This is a genomic window from Gardnerella sp. C0684A1 (assembly GCF_055326835.1).
Map to the genome: position 1 here is coordinate 300,098 of NZ_JBLTSX010000001.1, position 20,253 is coordinate 320,350.

Here is a 20,253-nt window from a genome sequence, read left to right on the forward strand (position 1 = left end):
TATGGCAAACGTAACTCTGAACGTCACTGATACTAAGGGTAATGCCAACGGTACTGTTGAAGCTCCTGCTGAAATCTTCGGCATCTCCAACGAAGATGTGTTGGCTCATGGCCCACTTGTTCATCAGGTCGTTATCGCTCAGCTCGCTGCTGCTCGTCAGGGCACGCACGCAGTTAAGAATCGCGCTAACGTATCCGGCGGCGGCAAGAAGCCTTGGAAGCAGAAGGGCACTGGTCGTGCTCGTCAAGGCTCCATTCGTGCTCCTCAGTGGGTACATGGTGGTGTTGTACACGGTCCAGTTCCTCACAAGTATGATCAGCGTACTCCAAAGAAGATGAAGGCAGCTGCTCTTCGCTATGCTTTGTCTGATCGTGCAAATGCTGGACGTATTGCTGTAGTTGATCTTGGTATTAAGGATGTTCCTTCAACCAAGTCTGCTGTTGCAGCACTCACCCCAGTGACCAAGAACCAGTTCACTACTGTTGTGCTTTCCCGCGAAAACATCAACGAGTGGATGTCTGTTCGTAATATTCCAACGGTGCATGTGATCTTTGCAGATCAGCTCAACACCTATGATGTCATCACGGCTCAGTATGTAGTCTTCACCAAGGAAGGTTTTGATGCCTTCGTTGCTGCTAAGACCGAGCCTGTCGTTAAGGAGGCCTGATTTACATGGTCGCAGTCCATAACCCAGCACATGACGTCATTTTGAAGCCAGTTGTTTCTGAAAAAAGCTATGCAGCTGCAGATCGTGGTCAGTACACTTTCGTTGTGGCTCCAGATGCAAACAAGGTTCAGATCAAGCAGGCTGTCGAAGAAATCTTCAAAGTCAAGGTAACGAACGTCAATACTCTTAACCGCGCTGGCAAGTTGAAGCGCTCTCGCACCGGTTTTGGCCGTCGTGTGAATCAGAAGCGTGCTATTGTCACCGTAGCTGAAGGCCAGACGATCGATATCTTTGGTAACTGAAGGCTAGCCGAGAAAAGTTAAAGGAAGACTATATTATGGCTATCCGCGTTTATAAGCCGACGACTGCAGGCCGTCGCAACGCATCGGTTTCGGATTTTGCCGAAATCACGCGCTCTACGCCTGAAAAGTCGCTGGTACGCAAACTCAGCAAAACTGGTGGTCGTAACTCTTACGGCCGCATGACTTCTCGCCATCGCGGTGGCGGTCATAAGCGTCAGTACCGTCTCATCGATTTTAAGCGTTGGGACAAGGATGGCGTGCCAGCAAAGGTTGCTCATATTGAGTATGACCCTAACCGTTCCGCTCGCATCGCTCTTCTGCATTATGCAGATGGTGAGAAGCGTTACATTATCGCTCCTGAAGGCGTTGCCCAGGGTGATGTTATTGAGACTGGTGCTCAGGCTGATATTAAGCCAGGTAACAACCTGCCTCTTAAGAACATTCCAACTGGTACCGTGGTTCATGCAATCGAACTTCGCCCACTTGGTGGCGCAAAGATTGCTCGTTCCGCAGGTGCAGCCGTTCAGCTCGTAGCAAAGGATGGTGCTTACGCTCAGTTGCGTATGCCATCTGGCGAAATTCGTAACGTGGACGCTCGTTGCCGCGCTACGATTGGCGAAGTCGGTAACTCCGATCACGCAAATATTGAGCTTGGTAAGGCTGGTCGTGCTCGTTGGCTTGGTCGCAGACCAGTCACACGAGGCGAATCCATGAACCCTGTGGACCATCCACATGGTGGTCGTACCCGTGGTGGCAAGCCGCCAGTTTCTCCATGGGGCAAGGGCGAAGTTCGTACACGTCGTCCAAAGAAGGCTTCGAACAAGATGATTGTTCGTCGTCGCCCGAATGGTAAGAATCGCAAGTAAGGGAGTGTCGAATAGATGACTCGTAGCATCAAGAAGGGCCCTTTCGTCGACGCCCACTTGCAGAAGAAAGTCGACGAGCAAAACGACAAGGGCACGCATAACGTCATTAAGACGTGGTCGCGTCGTTCGATGATCACTCCTGATTTCATTGGACATACCTTTGCCGTACACGATGGCCGCAAGCATGTGCCGGTATTCGTTACCGAAGCCATGGTTGGTCATAAGCTCGGTGAGTTCGCCCCGACCAAGACCTTCAAGGGTCATGTGAAGGACGACAAAAAGGCACGCCGCTAAAGGAGAGTTAGGACACATGGAAGCTAAAGCAATCGCTCGTCACGTCCGCGTGACGCCGCGCAAGGCTCGCCGCATGGTCGACCTCATCCGAGGCAAGCGTGCAGTCGAAGCTATTACCATTCTTAAGTTTGCTCCTCAGGACGCATCTTTGCCGGTGCGCAAGGTTCTTGAAAGCGCGATCGCTAATGCTCGCGTTAAGGCTGAAAAAGCCGGTGAACCATTCCGTGAGCAGGACTTGGTCATCAAGGAAACCTATGTGGATGAGGGCGTAACGTTGAAGCGTTTCCGTGCTCGTGCACAGGGTCGCGCTGCGCGCATTAATAAGCGTACCAGCCATATCACTGTTATCGTCTCGCTTCAGGAAGGAGCACGCTAAAGATGGGTCAGAAGATCAATCCTTTCGGCTATCGCCTGGGCATTACAGAGAATCATCGTTCTAAGTGGTTCTCCGATTCCAACAAAGCTGGCGAGCGTTATCGTGACTTTGTCCTTGAGGATGACAAGATTCGCAAGGAAATGAGCCATGACCTCGAACGTGCTGGCGTGTCCCGCATCGTTATCGAGCGTACTCGTGATCGTGTGCGTGTGGATATTCACACTGCTCGTCCGGGTATTGTTATCGGTCGCCGTGGCGCTGAAGCCGAGCGTGTTCGTGAAAAGCTCGAGAAGCTCACGGGCAAGCAAGTACAGCTCAATATCTTCGAAGTAAAGAATGCTGCACTTGACGCTCAGTTGGTAGCTCAGGGTATTGCGGAACAGTTGACGAACCGTGTTACATTCCGTCGTGCTATGCGTAAGGCACAGCAGGACGCTATGCGCGCCGGCGCCAAGGGTATCCGTATCAAGCTCTCCGGTCGCCTTGGTGGTGCCGAAATGAGCCGTTCTGAGTTCTATCGTGAGGGTCGCGTTCCACTGCAGACCCTTCGCGCCCTTATCGATTACGGCTTCTTCGAAGCTAAGACCACTTACGGCCGTATTGGCGTAAAGGTCTGGATCTACAAGGGTGATATGACTGAGCGTGAGTTTGAAGAGCAGCAGGCTCAGCAGGGTAAGCGTGAAGGTCGCCGTGGCGATCGTCGTCCACGTCGTGGTGCACGTCCTGCTAACCAGCAGAAGGCTGCTGAAGCACAGGCTGAAAAGCCAGCTGAAGCTGCAGCTGCTGAAGCTCCTGCCGCAACGGAAACGAAGGAGTGAGCAGATGCTTATCCCAAAGAGGACCAAATATCGCAAGCAGCACCGTCCTACCCGTAGCGGCATGTCTAAGGGTGGAACCGCAATCGCTTTCGGCGATTTCGGTATTCAGGCGCTGGCTCCGGCGTACATCACTAACCGCCAGATCGAGGCTGCTCGTATCGCCATGACCCGCTACATCAAGCGTGGCGGTCGTGTGTGGATTACAGTGTTCCCTGATCGCCCGTTGACCAAGCACCCGCTTGGTGCGCGAATGGGTTCCGGTAAAGGTGCTCCAGAATTCTGGATCGCCAACATTCACCCAGGTCGCGTAATGTTCGAGATCGGTGGCGTTTCTGAGGATATCGCTCGCGAGGCTTTGCGCCGCGCCATCGATAAGCTCCCTATGAAATGCCGTGTTATTGCGCGTGAAGGCGGTGACATCTGATGCCAGTCGGAACTGCAGACTACACCATCAAGAATTTAAACGAGAAGACCAATGCTGAAATTGAAGGCTTCTTGAAGAAGTCCAAGGAAGAGCTTTTTAACTTGCGCTTCCAGGCAGCAACTGGCCAACTCGAAAACAGCGCTCGCCTCAAGGCGGTCAAGCACGACATAGCCAGGATGTATACTGTCCTGCGTGAGCGTGAACTCGGCATCAGCCAAGAGCCGGGCGCCACTGAGGTCAAGGAGAAGTAAGCATGGCTGAGAACCAAGAGCGCAACTTCCGCAAGGTTCGTCGCGGCTACGTCGTGTCCGAAGCCATGGACAAGACGATTGCCGTTGAGTTGGAGCAGCGTTCGACTCATCCACTTTATGGTAAAGTCGTTCGCTCCACCCGCAAGGTCAAGGCCCATGATGAACACAATGAGGCGCATATTGGCGACCTCGTGAGTATTATGGAAACTCGGCCTTTGAGCAAGACCAAGCGTTGGCGTCTCGACTCGATTATCGAGCGCGCCAAGTAAACAAGTTCGGCAAGGCTCCGCACTTCACCCGTGTTTATTCATATGAATATTCACGGGTGAGTGGGGAGAACCAGCTCGGCTAAGGAGAATCAATGATTCAGCAGGAAACGCGGCTTCATGTCGCCGACAACACGGGTGCTAAGGAATTGCTTGCCATCCGCGTGCTCGGTGGATCGAAGCGACGCTATGCCGGCATCGGCGACATCATCGTCGCCTCCGTCAAGGACGCGATCCCTGGCGGGTCGGTCAAGAAAGGCGACGTAGTTAAAGCTGTCGTCGTCCGTACTGTCAAGGAACATCGTCGTGTCGATGGTTCCTACATTAAGTTCGACGAGAACGCCGCTGTTATTCTCGGCTCCGGCCGTGAACCAAAGGGCACTCGTATCTTCGGACCAGTCGGTCGTGAATTGCGCGATAAGCGCTTCATGAAGATTGTGTCCCTTGCCCCGGAGGTGATCTGATATGGTAGCCAAGATTAAAACCGGCGACCAGGTAAAGGTTATCCGCGGTAAGGATCGCGGTAAAGATGGCAAGGTACTTCGCGTACTTGCCGACGACCGTTTGATTGTCGAAGGCGTGCAAATCGTCAAGAAGCACGTTCGCGCTACCCAGCAGGGTCAGCAGGCGGGCATTGTCTCTACTGAGGCTCCAATCCATCGTTCTAACGTTATGGTTATTGACCCAGAGACTAAGAAGCCTACCCGCGTTGGCGTGATCGTCAAGCAAGAGGCTCGTGACGGCAAGGTTAAGACCGTGCGCGTGCGTGTAGCCAAGAAGTCCGGAAAGGAGCTGGCATGACCGATACTACTGTTGAGTTGCCGGCAACTCCGCGCTTAAAGCAGCAATACAAGGACGAAATCGTTCCAGCCTTGGAGAAGGAATTCAGCCACACTAATCCAATGCAGGTGGCTCGTGTAGAAAAGGTCGTCGTCTCTATGGGCGTCGGTGCCGCTGCTCGTGATTCCAAGCTCATTGAAGGCGCGATTAAGGATCTCACCCTTATCACCGGTCAGAAGCCAAAGGTTACTAAGGCTAAGAAGTCTGTAGCCCAGTTCCATCTTCGTGAAGGACAGGCTATCGGTGCTTACGTTACCCTTCGTGGTGATCGTATGTGGGAGTTCTTGGATCGTTTGCTCACTCTGGCTTTGCCACGTATTCGCGATTTCCGCGGTATTAACGGCAACCAGTTCGATGGTCAGGGTAATTACAATTTCGGTCTTACCGAACAGTCAATGTTCCATGAGATTGATCCTGACTCGATTGATCATCAGCGTGGTATGGACATCACCGTGGTGACTACCACCAAGGACGATGTGGAAGCTAAGTCGCTGCTTAAGCACCTCGGTTTCCCATTCAAGGAGAACTGAAATGGCAAAAACCGCTCTGAAAAACAAGGCGGCCGCTAAGCCGAAGTTCAAGGTGCGCGCTTATACGCGCTGCCAGGTTTGTGGTCGTCCTCACTCCGTGTATCGCAAGTTCGGTCTGTGCCGTGTTTGCCTTCGTGAGAAGGCTCATCGCGGTGAGTTGCCGGGTGTTACGAAGTCCAGTTGGTAAATATCGACGCTGAAGGTCCACTGCTTAAAGGTTAGAATCCTGAAAACAGGCGGTGGAAACCACGGCGAGAAAGGGCGTTAGCCCAACATGACAATGACAGATCCTATCGCAGACATGTTGACACGTCTGCGTAACGCGAGCGCGGCAAAGCACGATATCGTGGAAATGCCGTACTCCAAATTCAAGGCGAATATCGCTGAGATTCTGAAGCGCGAAGGCTATATTAAAGATTTCGCTGCTAAAGAAGCCAAGGTTGGACAGACATTGGAAATTACTTTGAAGTATGGTTCCAATGGTCAGCGTTCAATTCAGGGCATCAAGCGTATTTCTAAGCCAGGCTTACGTCGCTATGCGAAGTCTGATGCTTTGCCAATGCCTCTTGGTGGTCTCGGTATCGCTATTATCTCGACCAGCTCGGGATTGTTGACTCAGAAGGAATGCCTCGAACGAGGCATTGGCGGCGAAATTGTCGCCTACGTGTGGTGAGAAAGGAGAGCTGAAGATGGCATCGCATATTGGTAAGCTCCCCGTCGACATTCCTCAAGGCGTGGAAGTAAAGATTGAAGGTCAGTCCTTCAGCGTCAAGGGCGCTAAGGGTTCTGATTCTTATGTAATTCCAGAGGGCATCACTGCGGAAGTTGCTGACAATCAGATTGTTCTGACTCCAGTTGATGATTTGCGTCCAACTCGTGCAAAGCACGGTCTTGCTCGTTCAATCATTGCTTCCATGGTGAAGGGTGTACATGATGGCTACACCAAGACTTTGGATATTGTCGGTACCGGTTATCGTGCAGTAATGAAGGGCAAGGGCATTGAGTTCTCGCTCGGTTATTCTCACACTATTACCGTTCAACCACCGGCAGGTATTGACTTCGAGTTACCAAATCCTAACCAAGTAATCGTTAAGGGCACTGATAAGCAGACTGTTGGACAGGTTGCTGCTAACATTCGTAAGCTTCGTGCTCCAGAACCTTACAAGGGTAAGGGTATTAAGTACACCGATGAACGTATCCTGCGCAAGGCTGGAAAGGCTGGTAAGTGATATGAGCGTTAAGATTTTCGGTAAGGGTACCAAAGTCGCACGTTTGCGTCGTCACGCCCGTCTTCGTAAGCGCATTTCCGGCACTTCGGAACGTCCTCGCTTAGTCGTTTCTCGTTCCAACCGTCACATGGTTGCTCAGATTGTGGATGATACCAAGGGTCTTACTCTTGTTAGCGCTTCCACTTTGACTTCGGATTTCGCTGGCTTCACCGGCACTAAGACCGAAGCTGCTACCAAGGTTGGCGAGCTTATCGCGGCTAGAGCGAAGGAAGCGGGCATCACCGCTGTTGTCTTCGATCGTGGCGGTAATAAGTATCATGGTCGCGTCGCAGCTGTTGCTGAAGGCGCCCGTCAGGGAGGTCTGGCACTGTGAGCGACAACGAAAAGGAAACCCAAGTGGCTGAAGAAACTCAGAACACTCAGGCATCCGCCGAGGAGCGCAATGACGATCGCCGTTCTCGCCGTAATAAGGGCGAGGGCAAGCGTGGCGAACGTCGTAGCCGTCGTGAAGAAAATCATAGCGATGAACTTCTGGATCGCGTAGTTACTATTAATCGTGTTTCCAAGACTCACAAGGGTGGTCGTACTTTTAGCTTTGCAGCACTTGTTGTTGTTGGCGACGGTAAGGGCACTGTTGGTGTTGGTTACGGTAAGTCTCGCGAAGTTCCAGCTGCTATCGCTAAGGGTCAGCTTGATGCTAAGAAGCATATGTTTACCGTTCCACGCATTCGTGGCACTGTTACCCATCCGGTAATCGGCCATGATGCTGCTGGTACTGTGTTACTTCGTCCAGCTGCTCCAGGTACTGGTGTAATTGCTGGTGGCGCAGTGCGTGCAGTTATGGAATGCGCAGGCATCACTGATATTCTCACCAAGTCCATGGGTTCTGCGACCGCAGTAAACGTGGTTCGTGCAACTGTGGATGCTTTGAAGAAGCTCGAAGAGCCAGAAGAGATTTCTGCTCGTCGTGGACTTTCCCTCGAGGAAGTCGCACCTGATGCTTTGCTTCGTGAGCGTGCTACCGGTATTGCTGAAGCACGTAAAGCTCGTGAAGAAGCTCAGGCTGCAAAGTCTGCAGAAGCAAAGGATGGTGAGTGATGGCGAATTTGAAGATCACTCTGGTGCACGGTTTGGTTCACACCACCGAGCGTCAGCGCGCAAATGTTCATTCGCTTGGCCTTTATAAAATTGGCCACAGCGTAGTTCGCGAAGACACCCCCGTCAATCGTGGCATGGTCATGGCCGTGCGCCACTTGGTGAGCGTAGAGGAGGTCGACTGATTATGGCTAACGAAGAACCAATGCTGCACATGCACACTTTGCGTCCAGCTCCAGGAGCTAAGAAGGATCGCATCCGTGTGGGTCGTGGTGAAGGCTCTAAGGGTAAAACTTCAGGCCGTGGCGACAAAGGTACAAAGAAGCGTTACCAAGTGCGTCCAGGCTTCGAAGGTGGCCAGCTTCCACTTTACATGCGTTTACCAAAGCTTCGTGGCTTCAAGAGCCCATTCAAGAAAGAGTTCCAGGTCGTTAATGTTGCGGCTCTTGCTGAACTTTTCCCACAGGGTGGCGAAGTTACCGTAGCTGACTTGGTAGTTAAGGGCGCTGTACGTGATGGCTATCCAGTTAAGGTTTTGGGCGATGGTGAGTTGACTGTTGCTTTGACGCTTAAGGGTGTTAAGGCTTCTGCTTCCGCTAAGTCCAAGATTGAAGCTGCTGGCGGCTCTGTAAGCGAAGAGTAGTTTTTACTCTGCTTGAGCGAAATTAAAGCGATATTAAAGCTATATGTAATCCCTCTAGCTTAGTGGCTAGGGGGATTACTTTATTGTTAAGACTCACTGCGGCATAGTTCGGTATGTACCGTGAGATAAACTATTGCCTCAGAGTTTGTTTTTTGCACTGTTTGCGCCTTGGAGTGCGCGAGAAAAGGGAGGAAAACCCAAGTGAAAACGTTAATCCAGGCCTTCAGGACGAAGGAGCTGAGGAATAAGATTCTCTTCGTCTTCGCCATGATTATCATTTACCGCATTGGTTCATTTATCCCGATTCCAGGCGTAGATTATAGAGTTGTTCATGCTTGCACAGTAAAGTTGGCTTCTTCTAACGAAAACTTTATAGGCTTAGTGAACTTGTTCTCTGGCGGATCCCTTTTGCAGCTTTCTATTTTTGCACTTGGTGTTATGCCTTACATCACTGCTTCCATTGTGATCCAGTTGTTGCGAGTTGTAATTCCACGCTTTGAAGCTTTGCACAAGGAAGGTCAGTCTGGTGAGACAAAGCTTACGCAGTACACTCGTTATTTAACCATTGGCTTGGCTATATTGCAGTCCACAACGATTTTGGTTACTGCTCGTTCCGGCGCTTTATTTAATTATCAGTGCGGAAATGTTATTCCAGACGGAAGCATGTGGAGCCTTGTAGTTATGGTTCTTATCATGACTGGCGGCACTGGTCTTATCATGTGGATGGCAGAACTCATTACCGATAAAGGTATTGGCCAAGGTATGTCAGTATTAATCTTCATGTCTATCTGCGCTGGCTTCCTTCCGAAGTTATGGGAGATTGGCTGGGGAACAAACGGCTATAACGGCGATTGGAATAAGTTCGGTATCGTTGTTGGTGTTCTTCTGGTTATTCTTATATTTGTTGACTTTGTGGAACTCGCTCAGCGTCGTATCCCAGTGCAGTACACTCGTCGTATGATTGGCCGCAAAATGTATGGCGGTTCTTCCACTTACTTGCCTCTTAAGGTTAATATGAGTGGCGTTATTCCACCAATCTTTGCTTCGTCTATTCTTGCTGTTCCGACGCTTATCGCACAGTTTGGCGATAAACGTAAGGGCTGGGTCAATTGGATTGAAACTAACTTAGCTAATTCGACTTCTGCCTGGTATATTGCTCTTTATGCATTGATGATTGTGTTCTTCTGCTTCTTCTACACTGAGATTACTTTTAATCCAGATGAGACAGCAGACAATATGAAGGAATATGGTGGTTTTATTCCAGGTATACGTGCTGGAAGTGCCACAAGCCATTATTTGAGCTATGTGATGAACAGACTTAATACTGTTGGTGCTGTTTATCTTCTGTTCGTTGCGCTTATTCCTACAGTCTTGATTATGTCCTTGCACTTAAACATGAAGCTTCCATTCGGCGGTACTACAATTCTGATTATCGCCGGTGTTGGTTTGGATACTTTGAGGCAGGCAAAGGCTCAGACTGAACAGTTCCAGTATGCTGGATTCTTATTTAATCATGCTGAGACCGAAAAGTCTGCTAAATAGTAATCAAGTTCACGAATAGTGACCATTAATTAAATAATATAATGTATTCGCATGTGCGCAGGCTGCATAGTTTGCGCACATGTTGATGTAAATACTCAAGGAGTTTCAATATGCGATTGCTGATTATGGGACCACAAGGTGTTGGAAAAGGTACTCAGGCTGCTCTTTTAAGTGAGCACTATGGTATCCCAGCTATCTCTACTGGCGATATTTTCCGTTACAACTTGAAGAACCATACTGAACTTGGTAAAAAAGTTCAGGGCTATCTCGATAAGGGAGAGTTAGTTCCTGACGAGTTGACTAACAGTATTGTTAAGGATCGTCTTGCACAGGATGATGCAAAGAACGGTTGGATTCTTGACGGTTATCCTCGTAATGCTTCCCAAGTTCAGGCTTTAGATCACATGTTAGAGGAGCTTAATACTCCACTCGATCACGTTGTGGCTCTTGAAGCTGAGCGTGAAGTGCTTCTTGAGCGTATGCAGAAGCGTGCTATTGAACAGGGTCGTTCTGATGATACTCCAGAAGTTATTGCTAAGCGTTTGGACACTTATGAAAAAGAAACTGCTCCTTTGCTTGACATTTATGAGTCTCGCGGTCAGCTTGTTTCTGTTGATGGTGTCGGCGATATCGATGAGATTAATGGTCACATTATCGACTCTTTGAATTAGTACTGTTCTGAAATCATAAAATCAGCAGAGCTTTTGATAATTTAACTGTTTAAATGCGCTATTGCGACACGCCGAGTGTTGTATATAGCGCATTTACTGTATCATAGAAGATTGGCGTGTCTTCGGATACGTGAAGTAGTATGTCCAGGGAACGGAACGAGGCTCATGGCAAAAGACGGTGTGATTGAAGTCGAAGGCAAGGTAGTAGAAGCACTACCAAACGCGATGTTTCGTGTTCAGCTTGAGAACGAGCACATTGTTCTTGCAACGATTTCGGGCAAAATGAGGAAGAATTATATTCGTATTTTGCCGCAGGATCGCGTTGTGTTGGAGATGAGTCCTTACGATTTGAACCGTGGACGTATTACGTACCGTTATAAGTAAAGGTACAAGCAAAGGAAAACCATGAAGGTCAGCCCTAGCGTGAAGAGGATCTGCGAAAATTGCCGTGTGATCCGCCGTCACGGCCGCGTCATGGTGATCTGCATCAACCCACGTCATAAGCAGCGTCAGGGCTGAGTAGATTCCCAGCGCGGAATATAAAGGAATAAGGCGCTGAGTCGCAGCGAAAGCTGAACCCTGGGTGCGCAGGCCCAGGCCGTAAATTACGGAAGACTTGGTGCACGACCTGCGTAACAGTAAAGGAATTACAATGGCACGTCTTGCCGGAGTAGATATTCCCAATGAGAAGCGCATTGAGATTGCCCTCACCTACATTTTCGGTGTTGGCCGCACTCGCGCTAAGGAAACGCTTGCCGCGACCGGTATTAATCCGGATACCCGCGTCAAGGATCTTACGGATGAACAGCTGATCACTTTACGTGATTATCTCGAGGCTAATTACAAGATCGAGGGTGATTTGCGTCGTGAAATTGATGCAGACATCCGTCGTAAGATTCAGATCAACTGCTATCAAGGCCAGCGTCATCGCAAGGGTCTTCCTGTGCGTGGTCAGCGTACTAAGACTAATGCTCGTACCCGTAAGGGCCCGAAGCGTACTGTCGCCGGGAAGAAGAAGGCCACCCGATAGTAGTCGGTGGTCGGCTCTAGGCCACGGGATGATTTCCCATCGTCTAGACATACCAACTCATTCGTCATTAGGAAACGAGGGTCAATGGCAGCTGCAAAGCAAGCCTCGCGCAAGCCGCGTCGCCGGGACCGCAAGTCGGTACCGGTTGGGCAGGCGCATATTAAGTCAACATTCAATAACACGATTATTTCCATCACTGATCCATCCGGTGCAGTCCTTTCTTGGGCTTCCGGTGGTGATGTCGGCTTTAAGGGTTCCCGTAAGTCGACTCCTTACGCAGCTGGTATGGCAGCTGAAGCTGCAGCTCGTAAGGCAATGGAACATGGCCTGAAGAAGGTCGACGTGTTTGTTAAGGGTCCTGGTTCCGGTCGTGAAACCGCTATCCGTTCCCTTCAGTCCGCGGGTCTTGAAGTTGGTTCTATTACCGACGTCACCCCGCAAGCGCATAACGGCGTACGCCCACCAAAGCGTCGCCGCGTCTGAGCACTCTTACGAATCCATCCATCCAACCCGCTTATGGGCGGCGAGTGCACCACCGACCAGAAGCTGAAAGGATACCAAAGTGCTTATCGCACAGCGTCCGACACTTACCGAGGAATCACTGAATCCCCAGCGTTCTCGCTTTACTATTGAGCCGTTGGAGCCAGGTTTCGGCTACACGCTCGGCAATTCGCTGCGTCGTACCTTGTTGAGCTCTATTCCAGGTGCTGCCGTTACTTCGGTTCGCATCTCCGGTGCTCTACATGAGTTTACGACTCTGCCAGGTGTTGAAGAGGATGTTACTGAAATCCTGCTGAACATTAAGGGCATCGTGCTCACTAGCGAGTACGACGAGCCAGTAGTGATGTATCTACGCAAAAATGGCAAGGGTGAAGCTACTGCTGGAGATATTACTCCTCCAGCTGGTGTCACAATTGCTAATCCTGAGATGCATATTGCCACACTTGCAGAGGACGGTGAACTTGAGATTGAGTTCACTGTTGAGCGTGGCCGTGGTTATGTACCAGCTCAGATGAACAAGCAGGAGAACAGCGAAATCGGCCGCATTCCTGTGGATTCGATCTACTCACCAGTTTTGAAGGTGAGCTATAAGGTCGAAGCTACCCGCGTGGAACAGCGCACGGACTTCGATAAGCTCATCCTGGATGTGGAAACCAAGCCGTCTATTTCACCACGTGATGCAGTCGCATCTGCAGGTTCAACTCTTGTTGAGCTTTTCGGCCTTTGCCGTGAGCTTAACGTTGACGCCGAAGGTGTGGAAGTTGGACCAGCTCCATCACAAGATGAAGCTGATTCCCAATTGGCTATACCGATTGAGGATATGAATCTTACCCAGCGTAGCTACAATTGCTTGAAGCGTGAGGGTATTCATACAGTCGGAGAACTGGTTGTTCACACTGAGCAGGATTTGCTCGATATTCGTAATTTCGGCATGAAATCAATCGATGAAGTTAAGGAAAAGTTGCAGTCCATGGGATTGTCTTTGAAGGCTTCACCGCTTGGCTTTGACGCCAATAATCTCGAAGGTGGCACTTTCTTCTCGCCTGAAGACGAGTAAGATACAGCCATCGCCAAGCGTCACGGTTTTCGGATGTTCGGGTTGATGCCCACCTGAATTCCGTGGCAATAAGGAGTAATAATGCCTACACCGAAACAAGGCCCTCGTCTGGCTTCTAGCCCAGCGCATGAGCGCCTGATGCTGGCCAACATGGCTACCAGCCTTTTCCAGCACGGTCGTATTGTGACGACATTGCCAAAGGCAAAGCGTCTTCGTCCACTTGCTGAGCGTTTGGTTACATTCGCAAAGCGTGGCGATTTGCATTCACGTCGTCGCGTATTGCGTGTGATCCGCGACAAGTCCGTGGTTCATGTGCTATTTACGCAAATTGCTGAGCAGATGAAGCAGCGCGAAGGCGGCTACACCCGCATCGTTAAGATTGCTGCTCGCCGTGGCGACACCGCACCTCAGGCAATTATCGAGCTCGTTACTGAGCCGGTAAGCCCAAAGAAGGCTGTCGTTAAGGAAGCTGAAGCAGCGACTAAGGTTGCAGCTAAAGAAGAAGCTGCTGAGTGAATCAAATCAGATTTATGCATCGGTAAGGTGAGTATTTGAGTAGAGCTTTTCGAAAGTATCTGCTGTATTAATCTCACTGAAACGGGTCGGAGTTTTATCTTCGACCCGTTTTTGTATTTTGTACAAACTATTATGCTGCTATTTTCTGATCGTTCTTTGATAGATCGTTCTTTGCTAGTTCGTAGTTTGCATGTTTAAATATTATATTTTCAATATTGTGAATCAATTATTATTAAGTTATGCCGAATATTCTTGATTTAGTGAGCAGTGATTTTCAAACTTTCGCGCAGAGAAAGTTTAATGCCGTAGATGCTCTGGTATTTTGTGAACTTGCGTATATTTGTATGCCGGATTTTGTACCAAAATATGATGCTAATTCAAAAAATTTGTCTACTATACCAATTTCTGATTTGCTTCGCGCTGAGAATTTTCCATCAATGTTTGTTTTCGGTTCCGAAAAAATTGATGATTTTCGCAAAAAATTACTAATTGCTGTTGCTTCAAGCCCAAGATATAGGGGATTAAGAGTAGGCGAGGTACTTGAACGTTTTGATGATTCTAAAGTGGATGAAAATAGTGAACAGCAATTTGCTGGAGTTACCTTCGACCTTACTGATTGCTATGGTATTAATTCTTCTTTTGATTCTTCCTTTAATTCATCCTTTAATTCATCAAAAAGCGAAGTGAATCTTATCGAATCTGCTAGCGAATCTTCTAATGCATCCTCTAGTGAAAATCTTTTAAAAGATTCTCGTACTCTTGTAGTCGCATTTAGAGGAACCGATAATACTCTTGTTGGCTGGAAGGAAGATTTTAATATGGCTTTTCAGTGCCCAGTTCCGTCTCAGGAGTCTGCTGCAGAATACTTATCTTCTATTGCGAAACGTGCTTCACGCTACTCTTTGGCTAATAAAAATTTCCTGCAAAAATCTTTAACTAATTTCTTTACTCATCTTTTTAAAAAACGCTTGCACGCAAATTCGTGTGAAACAAAGCAGAATCAGCATAGCCGCTACTATAGCGACAATCCCAATCTACTTGTAGTAGGCCATTCAAAAGGCGGAAATATGGCAACTTACGCGACTATGAGATTAGATGCGGAAGATACTCAACTAGGAAATTTGGTTTCGAAAATATATTCTATGGATGGACCAGGTTTTGCATCTGATGTGGTTGATTCTAGTGTTTTCTCTCATGTAATAAACCGAGTCGAAAAAATAGTTCCACAATCCGCTTTTATAGGGCTACTTATGGATAATGGCACTCCATACAAAGTTACAGCAGCAGAATCTATTGGAGTTATTCAACATTTTGGTATGTGTTGGCAGGTTAAAAACGGAGATTTTGACTACTGCAATGCGCCTTCCGCTCGTTCTGTTGGAATCGCAAAAGCTGTAAATAGTTGGATGCAAGATTTGCCGTTTGATGAACGAAAACGCAGAATCGAGACAGTATACTGCGAATTAACGGGTCTTGGATACCCTACTTTTGATCAAATGGCAGCTCATTGGTCTGAACTGTTGCCGAAAATTTTGGGTATGGCTGCACATTTAGATGCAAAATCCTACGATCTGATTCGTCGAATTGTTAGTGCAGCTGCCGGCGTTGGTGGAAAATAGTATGCTTATTTTGTAACCGGTGAGGAATAAAAGTAGCATTATGTGTGATATTGCGGAAGGTTGTGTGATGCGACTTCGTTTTGACTTAGCTTATGATGGTGGCAAATTCTACGGTTGGGCTAAACAGCCTGCTTTGCGTACTGTGCAAGGAGAAGTAGAAGATGCGCTTCATAAGATTTTAAGAGTGCCGGTTTCAAGCGCTGAAGAACCTTTGCGCTTAACTGTTGCTGGGCGTACTGACACAGGAGTGCATGCTTCACACCAGGTTTGTCATATTGACGTTTCTGAAGACGTTTTGATTCGCTGTGTAGGCCACACAGGACTTGATTGCGTTTCGGCGCTAGAGTATAGGTTACGTCATGTTCTTCCGGAAGATATTTACATACATAGTGTGAGTGTTGCTCCAGAAGGATTTGATGCTAGATTTTCTGCTCTTGAACGTACATATGTGTACCGTTTAGCCGATGCACATTCAGTAGTTGATCCTCGTATGCGTAATTTTGTTTTTCATGTTGACAATGCTCTCGATATTGATGCTATGAACGATGCTGCAAGCCTGATTATTGGCTTGCATGATTTTGGTTCTTTTGCTCGTCCAAATCCTGGCGGTACTACTATACGAGATGTTAAAAGCGCAAGTTGGGTTCGTATAAAAGATGCGACTTGCAACGTGCTTAGTACAGGATGCGTTCCGCAAGTTGAGCATGGCCTACTTGAATTTACTATTGTTGCGGATGCTTTTGCTCATAATATGGTTCGTTCTCTTGTACAAGCTTGCGTACAGGTGGGTAGTGGGAAAAGAAGCGTTGAGTGGTTCTCCCAAAAAATACGTGTTCCTCTTCGTGAGGGGTCAACTGGTCCGATTGCGCCTCAAGGTTTAACTCTTGAGTATGTGGCATATCCGCCTGATAGTGAGCTAGGTGTGCGAGCTGAGAAGATTCGCGCTCGCCGTGATTCTGCCGAGTTGTAGCGTTTCAACGCGCCATAAATTTATATTCGCAGCATGGTTTACAATTGAAAAGTTGCGTTTGTGCACGCTTTTGTTGTGACAAATCGCAAGTGGATGAATGTCCGAGCGGTCTAAGGAGCACGCCTCGAAAGCGTGTGAGGGTAAAATCCTCCGCGAGTTCGAATCTCGCTTCATCCGCGAATTAACCAAGCCTAAAGCATGTAAATTGCTTTAGGCTTTTTTAATTCGCCGAGCTTGCTCAGGGTTGGAAGCACGGTGTGCTTCCAACGCAAGCGAGGTTTTTCTGCGTCTCGATTGACGCAGAAAGTGTTGACTAGTATGTTCAACGTAGTGTGTCAGGTTTGTGTTGCTGCATTTTGCGCTTGAAGCTTTTTTGTTGTTAGTGCAGAAAGCGTACTGCGCGAGTGTCCCAAAACAGGCAGAATGAGACACTAGTGCAGAAAGCGTACTGCGCGAGTAACGTATAAATTGCAGCGCGTTTGTGAGGTAGTTTCGTTACGGTTGTACAGTCAGTGCCGTTTTTACTCAGCGTTAAACGCACTGCCTTCCCACAGTGCGCTTAACGGTATTGCCCACAAATTATCCGCCCACTGCATAATTTTTTGCCCCAAATATACAACGTATCCACGCTTAAATTCAGGTTTTTGTGCAAGAGCTACAAGCCCCTTAAAATCGTTGCGATTCACCATGCTCGAGCTTTTCACTTCCACACCGATTAAGCTTCCGCGGAAACTTAACACAAGGTCAACTTCTTTAGGGCTGCTACCAGTTTCGCGCCAGTAGAAGCAGTCCGGATGCGTTTTAGACCATTGCACAGCAGGCATAATCTGATTCACAACAAAACTCTCTAGCAAATTCCCATACATAACGGGATTTTCCGAAGGATTATGCCCCTTGCTAATCATTGTTTGAACGCTTAAAGATGTATCAATCGGATGTATTTTTGCTCTAGCAAAAGTTTGTCGATTTGGCGCAGTTTTTATATTCGGTAGAGCGTTTATTAAGAATCTGCGTAAGAATACGCTAATGTAACGTTCAATTGTTCGCCTGTCTAAAGCAAGATCCTGACCTATTGAACTCGTGTTAAGAATTCCGCCGGGAAAGCACAGCAACTTATTGAGTATGCTAACGGCCATGCTTCTGTCTAATCGTTCTCCCGGAAGAATAGTATCTCCTAATACTGCAAGAATATCGCTTTCAACAAGATCTTCGCGTTCCCAAGTTTCGTAAGAATCGTATGATTGATGGTATTCTGGGAAGCCGCCAGCAGCCATCATTCTGTATATTTCTTCTCTGCTTATTTCTTTTTCATATTTAAGATTTGGATTACTTTCTATAAGACTATCCACTATATTTGTATTATTTTGATTAATTTCGCACTGTGTAAATGGGCTTATTGTAAAGTGTTGAGCGCGTCTAGCGAGAGGATCTTGGCCGTCTAGTCCATTGCGATTTATAAGTGCGCTGCCTGTTAAAACGTACTGCAGACTGTTTTCTGTTGAATTGTCTACTGTTTCTTTTATTGCAAGCGGCAAGTTTGATAGTCTTTGTGCTTCGTCAATAACAACTGGAGTACTGAGATTTTTTAACCAACCATACAAATCTGTTGAGGCGAGCGCAAACGTATTTTCATCCGCGAGACTTACGTAAGAGAAGCCTTTAGGCACAAGTTGACGCTTTGACATCATAGTTTTACCCACGGCTCTTGCGCCTTCGAGAATTACGACTTTTCGTTTTGCTTGAAGAATAGTGTCAGCAATTGGTCTAGGAAAATATGCGCTCATAAAGATAAGTATACATAAAAGTCGTGGTTTTTGTACATTCAATGTACAAAAAATTGTACATCCGATGTACAAAAAATACGTTTTTTGGGGGGGGGTGAGTCCACATTTGCGCGCGAAAGCAGGTCGTCGCGCAAACGCGCGCACTTTACCATGTTTTTGTGGACTTAGGGCGTATGTAGCGAGCGCGTTACTAGTGCAGAAAGCGTACTGCGCGAGTGTCCCAAAACAGGCAGAATGAGACACTAGTGCAGAAAGCGTACTGCGCGAGTAACGAATAAAGTGCAGAGCTAGGGCGGCAAGCGTGTAAGCAGTTTATGCTGTATACAGGCGCATGATATCAGAGAAACTACGTTTTTTGACTATATTTATCTTTACTAGCATATATATATCTATTTTGAATATAAAAGAGGCCTACTAGCTATTGCGTAGTAGGCCCTTCTTGGATTATCGCTTGTTATTGAGCAGTGTAGCTAATTTAGGCTTTTGGCTGCTCGCTTGTTGAAGGCGTTTCTGGATAGCCAGTAGCTTCAGTATTTGCAGTAGTTTCTGGATATCCAGTAGCTTCAGTAGCTGCCGGAGTATCAAAACCGCCTTCAGGTAAATCAGCGTAAGCTGTATTGCCTTCAGCTGCGTTGCCTTCAGAAGCGTCTGCTGCAGTTACGCCATTTCCAGCTGCGTCTACTTCAGCACCGCCTTCTGCTATGTCTGCTACACCTTCTGCGTTTGCAGTGTCTGCCGCACCTTCAGCGTTTGCCGCACCTTCCGCATCTGCAGTTCCGTCAGCTCCTGCAGCTGCTTTATTGGCAATAGTTCTCTTCCTGACCAGGCTGAGTCTTACCAGTGTAACAACGCATGTTGCTAAAAGCACCACTACCACTAGAACAGCAATAATAAACAACGCTGGGTTCTTTTTGAAAGTGTGCTCCACCATCAACAGTATGCCAGAAGTTTTTCCTGATGCGTTTTTAGCAGTTTCCTTATCGCCATCTTTACCATTTTTGTTGGAATCTTTTTTGTTTTTTCCAAGTGAGCATTGTGACGGCGGATCTTTTTTCGTTGTCGTAAAGGTTGGCACCTGTACAGCATTGTTGTTGAAGTAGATTGAGGTACCGTCTTTATAATCCGCATGAAGACCAACATAAGTAGAGCTAACGTCAATATCTATGGCCTTGTCTCTATTACTACCATCAAAGCTGTCGACCTGCTTAGCTATCAAACGTATTAATTCTGGTGTGCTAGTAAACGGCTTAATAGGCTTCTTTATATTGCCATTTTCAACACGAACTACTCCATCTACATAGCCAACACCTTCCGTATTTGTGTATGTAGTTGTTGGCTTAGTGGTGACTATAACTTGCGCATGTCCTTTTTTCTTTGTTGGAAGTTTCTTTGCAAAATCGTAGTTGTAGTAATCTAGTCCGCGAACATATCCTCCAGGTGTATCGCTAAAGAAATGTATATTAAACTCTTTTGGAATGTAATCACCATTTTCGGAATCTTTTTTCTTATCTTCGTCTGTTTTGTTATCTTGAGGATCAGGAGGATCAATATCACTCTCATCGTAAGATAACGAGCGACCTAAAAGAGTATCTGCAGTTACCATTATTTTGGAGTATTTCCTTACGGAAACAATGAAAGCAAGCCTCTTAAGATCTTTGACATTAAAGAGTTCATAGTCAAAGGATACTTTTGCGCTGTGAGCTGCGATATCTGTAACTTTCACGTTACTGATTTTTGCAGCGTCATTTTGTCCTAGCCAGTATTTGTATTTTACGTCTTTGTCTATGTCCATCATAGATGAGATAACATTTGGTTTTGGCTCTTGTTCGTCCCCTTCATCAGCATGCGCAAAAGCAGGGATCCCTATTACAATGCTTGCAGCGCATGCGAAGGTCAGAAGTGCTTTAGCAAAACGCTTCATAATAGCCTTCTTTCGTTCATGTATAAATAACGTTATGTATA

31 protein-coding genes and 1 tRNA gene are annotated in these 20,253 nt (G+C 47.6%); 30 read left to right on the forward strand and 2 right to left on the reverse strand.

All coding sequences use genetic code 11. From position 1 onward, the window contains the following. Position 1 precedes the first annotated feature (1 nt). From rplD to ACNEUN_RS01410, 30 genes are all read left to right on the forward strand, one after another. A complete protein-coding gene (gene rplD / locus ACNEUN_RS01265; RefSeq protein ID WP_427875828.1) occupies positions 2–667 on the forward strand; it encodes a 50S ribosomal protein L4 in 666 nt (221 codons plus the stop codon). 5 nt (positions 668–672) lie between these two features. Next, positions 673–969: a 50S ribosomal protein L23 gene (gene rplW / locus ACNEUN_RS01270; RefSeq protein ID WP_427875827.1), complete on the forward strand. Its 297-nt coding sequence runs from the start codon at positions 673–675 to the stop codon at positions 967–969. 35 nt (positions 970–1,004) lie between these two features. Next, the gene (gene rplB, locus ACNEUN_RS01275) at positions 1,005–1,835 is read left to right on the forward strand and encodes a 50S ribosomal protein L2 (RefSeq protein ID WP_427875826.1); all 831 of its coding nucleotides are present in this window, start codon (positions 1,005–1,007) and stop codon (positions 1,833–1,835) included. Between the two features lie 15 nt (positions 1,836–1,850). Beyond that, positions 1,851–2,129: a 30S ribosomal protein S19 gene (gene rpsS / locus ACNEUN_RS01280; protein ID WP_004114357.1), complete on the forward strand. Its 279-nt coding sequence runs from the start codon at positions 1,851–1,853 to the stop codon at positions 2,127–2,129. A 16-nt stretch (positions 2,130–2,145) separates the two neighbouring features. Next, positions 2,146–2,505 carry a 50S ribosomal protein L22 gene (gene rplV / locus ACNEUN_RS01285; protein WP_427875825.1) on the forward strand — a complete coding sequence of 120 codons (360 nt, stop codon included), beginning with the start codon at positions 2,146–2,148 and terminating at the stop codon, positions 2,503–2,505. 2 nt (positions 2,506–2,507) lie between these two features. Continuing rightward, positions 2,508–3,323, forward strand: coding sequence for a 30S ribosomal protein S3 (gene rpsC, locus ACNEUN_RS01290; protein WP_463630297.1), 816 nt, complete (start codon positions 2,508–2,510; stop codon positions 3,321–3,323). Between the two features lie 4 nt (positions 3,324–3,327). Further along, complete coding sequence (gene rplP / locus ACNEUN_RS01295) at positions 3,328–3,747, forward strand: 50S ribosomal protein L16 (RefSeq protein WP_075523715.1); 420 nt, start codon at positions 3,328–3,330, stop codon at positions 3,745–3,747. After that, positions 3,747–3,998, forward strand: a complete 252-nt coding sequence (rpmC, locus tag ACNEUN_RS01300; RefSeq protein WP_004129054.1) for a 50S ribosomal protein L29 — start codon at positions 3,747–3,749, stop codon at positions 3,996–3,998. The genes rplP and rpmC overlap by 1 nt, the downstream gene beginning before the upstream one ends. A 2-nt stretch (positions 3,999–4,000) precedes the next feature. After that, the gene (rpsQ, locus tag ACNEUN_RS01305; RefSeq protein ID WP_004114365.1) at positions 4,001–4,267 is read left to right on the forward strand and encodes a 30S ribosomal protein S17; all 267 of its coding nucleotides are present in this window, start codon (positions 4,001–4,003) and stop codon (positions 4,265–4,267) included. A 92-nt stretch (positions 4,268–4,359) separates the two neighbouring features. After that, positions 4,360–4,728 (forward strand): 50S ribosomal protein L14, encoded by a 369-nt coding sequence (gene rplN, locus ACNEUN_RS01310; protein WP_004114366.1) that lies wholly within the window; start codon positions 4,360–4,362, stop codon positions 4,726–4,728. Between the two features lies 1 nt (position 4,729). After that, a complete protein-coding gene (rplX, locus tag ACNEUN_RS01315) occupies positions 4,730–5,065 on the forward strand; it encodes a 50S ribosomal protein L24 (protein WP_427875823.1) in 336 nt (111 codons plus the stop codon). After that, positions 5,062–5,634, forward strand: a complete 573-nt coding sequence (rplE, locus tag ACNEUN_RS01320) for a 50S ribosomal protein L5 (protein ID WP_427875822.1) — start codon at positions 5,062–5,064, stop codon at positions 5,632–5,634. The genes rplX and rplE overlap by 4 nt, the downstream gene beginning before the upstream one ends. Before the next feature lies 1 nt (position 5,635). Continuing rightward, positions 5,636–5,821, forward strand: coding sequence for a type Z 30S ribosomal protein S14 (locus ACNEUN_RS01325; protein WP_004114370.1), 186 nt, complete (start codon positions 5,636–5,638; stop codon positions 5,819–5,821). Between the two features lie 87 nt (positions 5,822–5,908). Further along, a complete protein-coding gene (gene rpsH / locus ACNEUN_RS01330; protein WP_427875821.1) occupies positions 5,909–6,307 on the forward strand; it encodes a 30S ribosomal protein S8 in 399 nt (132 codons plus the stop codon). A 16-nt stretch (positions 6,308–6,323) separates the two neighbouring features. Further along, positions 6,324–6,863 (forward strand): 50S ribosomal protein L6, encoded by a 540-nt coding sequence (rplF, locus tag ACNEUN_RS01335; protein WP_427875820.1) that lies wholly within the window; start codon positions 6,324–6,326, stop codon positions 6,861–6,863. Between the two features lies 1 nt (position 6,864). After that, a complete protein-coding gene (gene rplR, locus ACNEUN_RS01340) occupies positions 6,865–7,236 on the forward strand; it encodes a 50S ribosomal protein L18 (protein WP_427875819.1) in 372 nt (123 codons plus the stop codon). After that, positions 7,233–7,961: a 30S ribosomal protein S5 gene (rpsE, locus tag ACNEUN_RS01345; protein WP_427875818.1), complete on the forward strand. Its 729-nt coding sequence runs from the start codon at positions 7,233–7,235 to the stop codon at positions 7,959–7,961. The genes rplR and rpsE overlap by 4 nt, the downstream gene beginning before the upstream one ends. Further along, a complete protein-coding gene (rpmD, locus tag ACNEUN_RS01350; RefSeq protein WP_427875817.1) occupies positions 7,961–8,143 on the forward strand; it encodes a 50S ribosomal protein L30 in 183 nt (60 codons plus the stop codon). The genes rpsE and rpmD overlap by 1 nt, the downstream gene beginning before the upstream one ends. A gap of 2 nt (positions 8,144–8,145) precedes the next feature. Then, positions 8,146–8,601, forward strand: coding sequence for a 50S ribosomal protein L15 (rplO, locus tag ACNEUN_RS01355; protein WP_427875816.1), 456 nt, complete (start codon positions 8,146–8,148; stop codon positions 8,599–8,601). Between the two features lie 201 nt (positions 8,602–8,802). Beyond that, positions 8,803–10,143: a preprotein translocase subunit SecY gene (gene secY / locus ACNEUN_RS01360; protein WP_427875815.1), complete on the forward strand. Its 1,341-nt coding sequence runs from the start codon at positions 8,803–8,805 to the stop codon at positions 10,141–10,143. A gap of 110 nt (positions 10,144–10,253) precedes the next feature. After that, positions 10,254–10,814: an adenylate kinase gene (locus ACNEUN_RS01365; RefSeq protein WP_427875814.1), complete on the forward strand. Its 561-nt coding sequence runs from the start codon at positions 10,254–10,256 to the stop codon at positions 10,812–10,814. Between the two features lie 165 nt (positions 10,815–10,979). Further along, positions 10,980–11,198: a translation initiation factor IF-1 gene (infA, locus tag ACNEUN_RS01370; protein WP_004129021.1), complete on the forward strand. Its 219-nt coding sequence runs from the start codon at positions 10,980–10,982 to the stop codon at positions 11,196–11,198. 21 nt (positions 11,199–11,219) lie between these two features. Further along, positions 11,220–11,333 carry a 50S ribosomal protein L36 gene (gene rpmJ / locus ACNEUN_RS01375; protein WP_003842636.1) on the forward strand — a complete coding sequence of 38 codons (114 nt, stop codon included), beginning with the start codon at positions 11,220–11,222 and terminating at the stop codon, positions 11,331–11,333. Positions 11,334–11,466: 133 nt separating this feature from the next. Further along, a complete protein-coding gene (rpsM, locus tag ACNEUN_RS01380; RefSeq protein ID WP_427875813.1) occupies positions 11,467–11,844 on the forward strand; it encodes a 30S ribosomal protein S13 in 378 nt (125 codons plus the stop codon). A gap of 84 nt (positions 11,845–11,928) precedes the next feature. Next, the gene (gene rpsK / locus ACNEUN_RS01385; RefSeq protein ID WP_075523699.1) at positions 11,929–12,327 is read left to right on the forward strand and encodes a 30S ribosomal protein S11; all 399 of its coding nucleotides are present in this window, start codon (positions 11,929–11,931) and stop codon (positions 12,325–12,327) included. A 79-nt stretch (positions 12,328–12,406) separates the two neighbouring features. Next, positions 12,407–13,402 (forward strand): DNA-directed RNA polymerase subunit alpha, encoded by a 996-nt coding sequence (locus ACNEUN_RS01390; protein WP_427875812.1) that lies wholly within the window; start codon positions 12,407–12,409, stop codon positions 13,400–13,402. 81 nt (positions 13,403–13,483) lie between these two features. Then, positions 13,484–13,918: a 50S ribosomal protein L17 gene (rplQ, locus tag ACNEUN_RS01395; RefSeq protein ID WP_427875811.1), complete on the forward strand. Its 435-nt coding sequence runs from the start codon at positions 13,484–13,486 to the stop codon at positions 13,916–13,918. Between the two features lie 239 nt (positions 13,919–14,157). Then, complete coding sequence (locus ACNEUN_RS01400; RefSeq protein WP_463630307.1) at positions 14,158–15,537, forward strand: Mbeg1-like protein; 1,380 nt, start codon at positions 14,158–14,160, stop codon at positions 15,535–15,537. Positions 15,538–15,604: 67 nt separating this feature from the next. Continuing rightward, positions 15,605–16,507: a tRNA pseudouridine(38-40) synthase TruA gene (gene truA, locus ACNEUN_RS01405; protein ID WP_463630412.1), complete on the forward strand. Its 903-nt coding sequence runs from the start codon at positions 15,605–15,607 to the stop codon at positions 16,505–16,507. 91 nt (positions 16,508–16,598) lie between these two features. After that, a tRNA-Ser gene (locus ACNEUN_RS01410) sits at positions 16,599–16,684 on the forward strand. Positions 16,685–17,028: 344 nt separating this feature from the next. On the opposite strand, the gene ACNEUN_RS01415 is transcribed toward ACNEUN_RS01410, so the two are convergent. Both ACNEUN_RS01415 and ACNEUN_RS01420 read right to left on the reverse strand, forming a co-directional pair. Next, the gene (locus ACNEUN_RS01415; RefSeq protein ID WP_463630309.1) at positions 17,029–18,291 is read right to left on the reverse strand and encodes an ATP-binding protein; all 1,263 of its coding nucleotides are present in this window, start codon (positions 18,289–18,291) and stop codon (positions 17,029–17,031) included. Between the two features lie 475 nt (positions 18,292–18,766). Beyond that, positions 18,767–20,212, reverse strand: coding sequence for a hypothetical protein (locus ACNEUN_RS01420; RefSeq protein WP_463630311.1), 1,446 nt, complete (start codon positions 20,210–20,212; stop codon positions 18,767–18,769). Between the last annotated feature and the right edge of the window lie 41 nt (positions 20,213–20,253).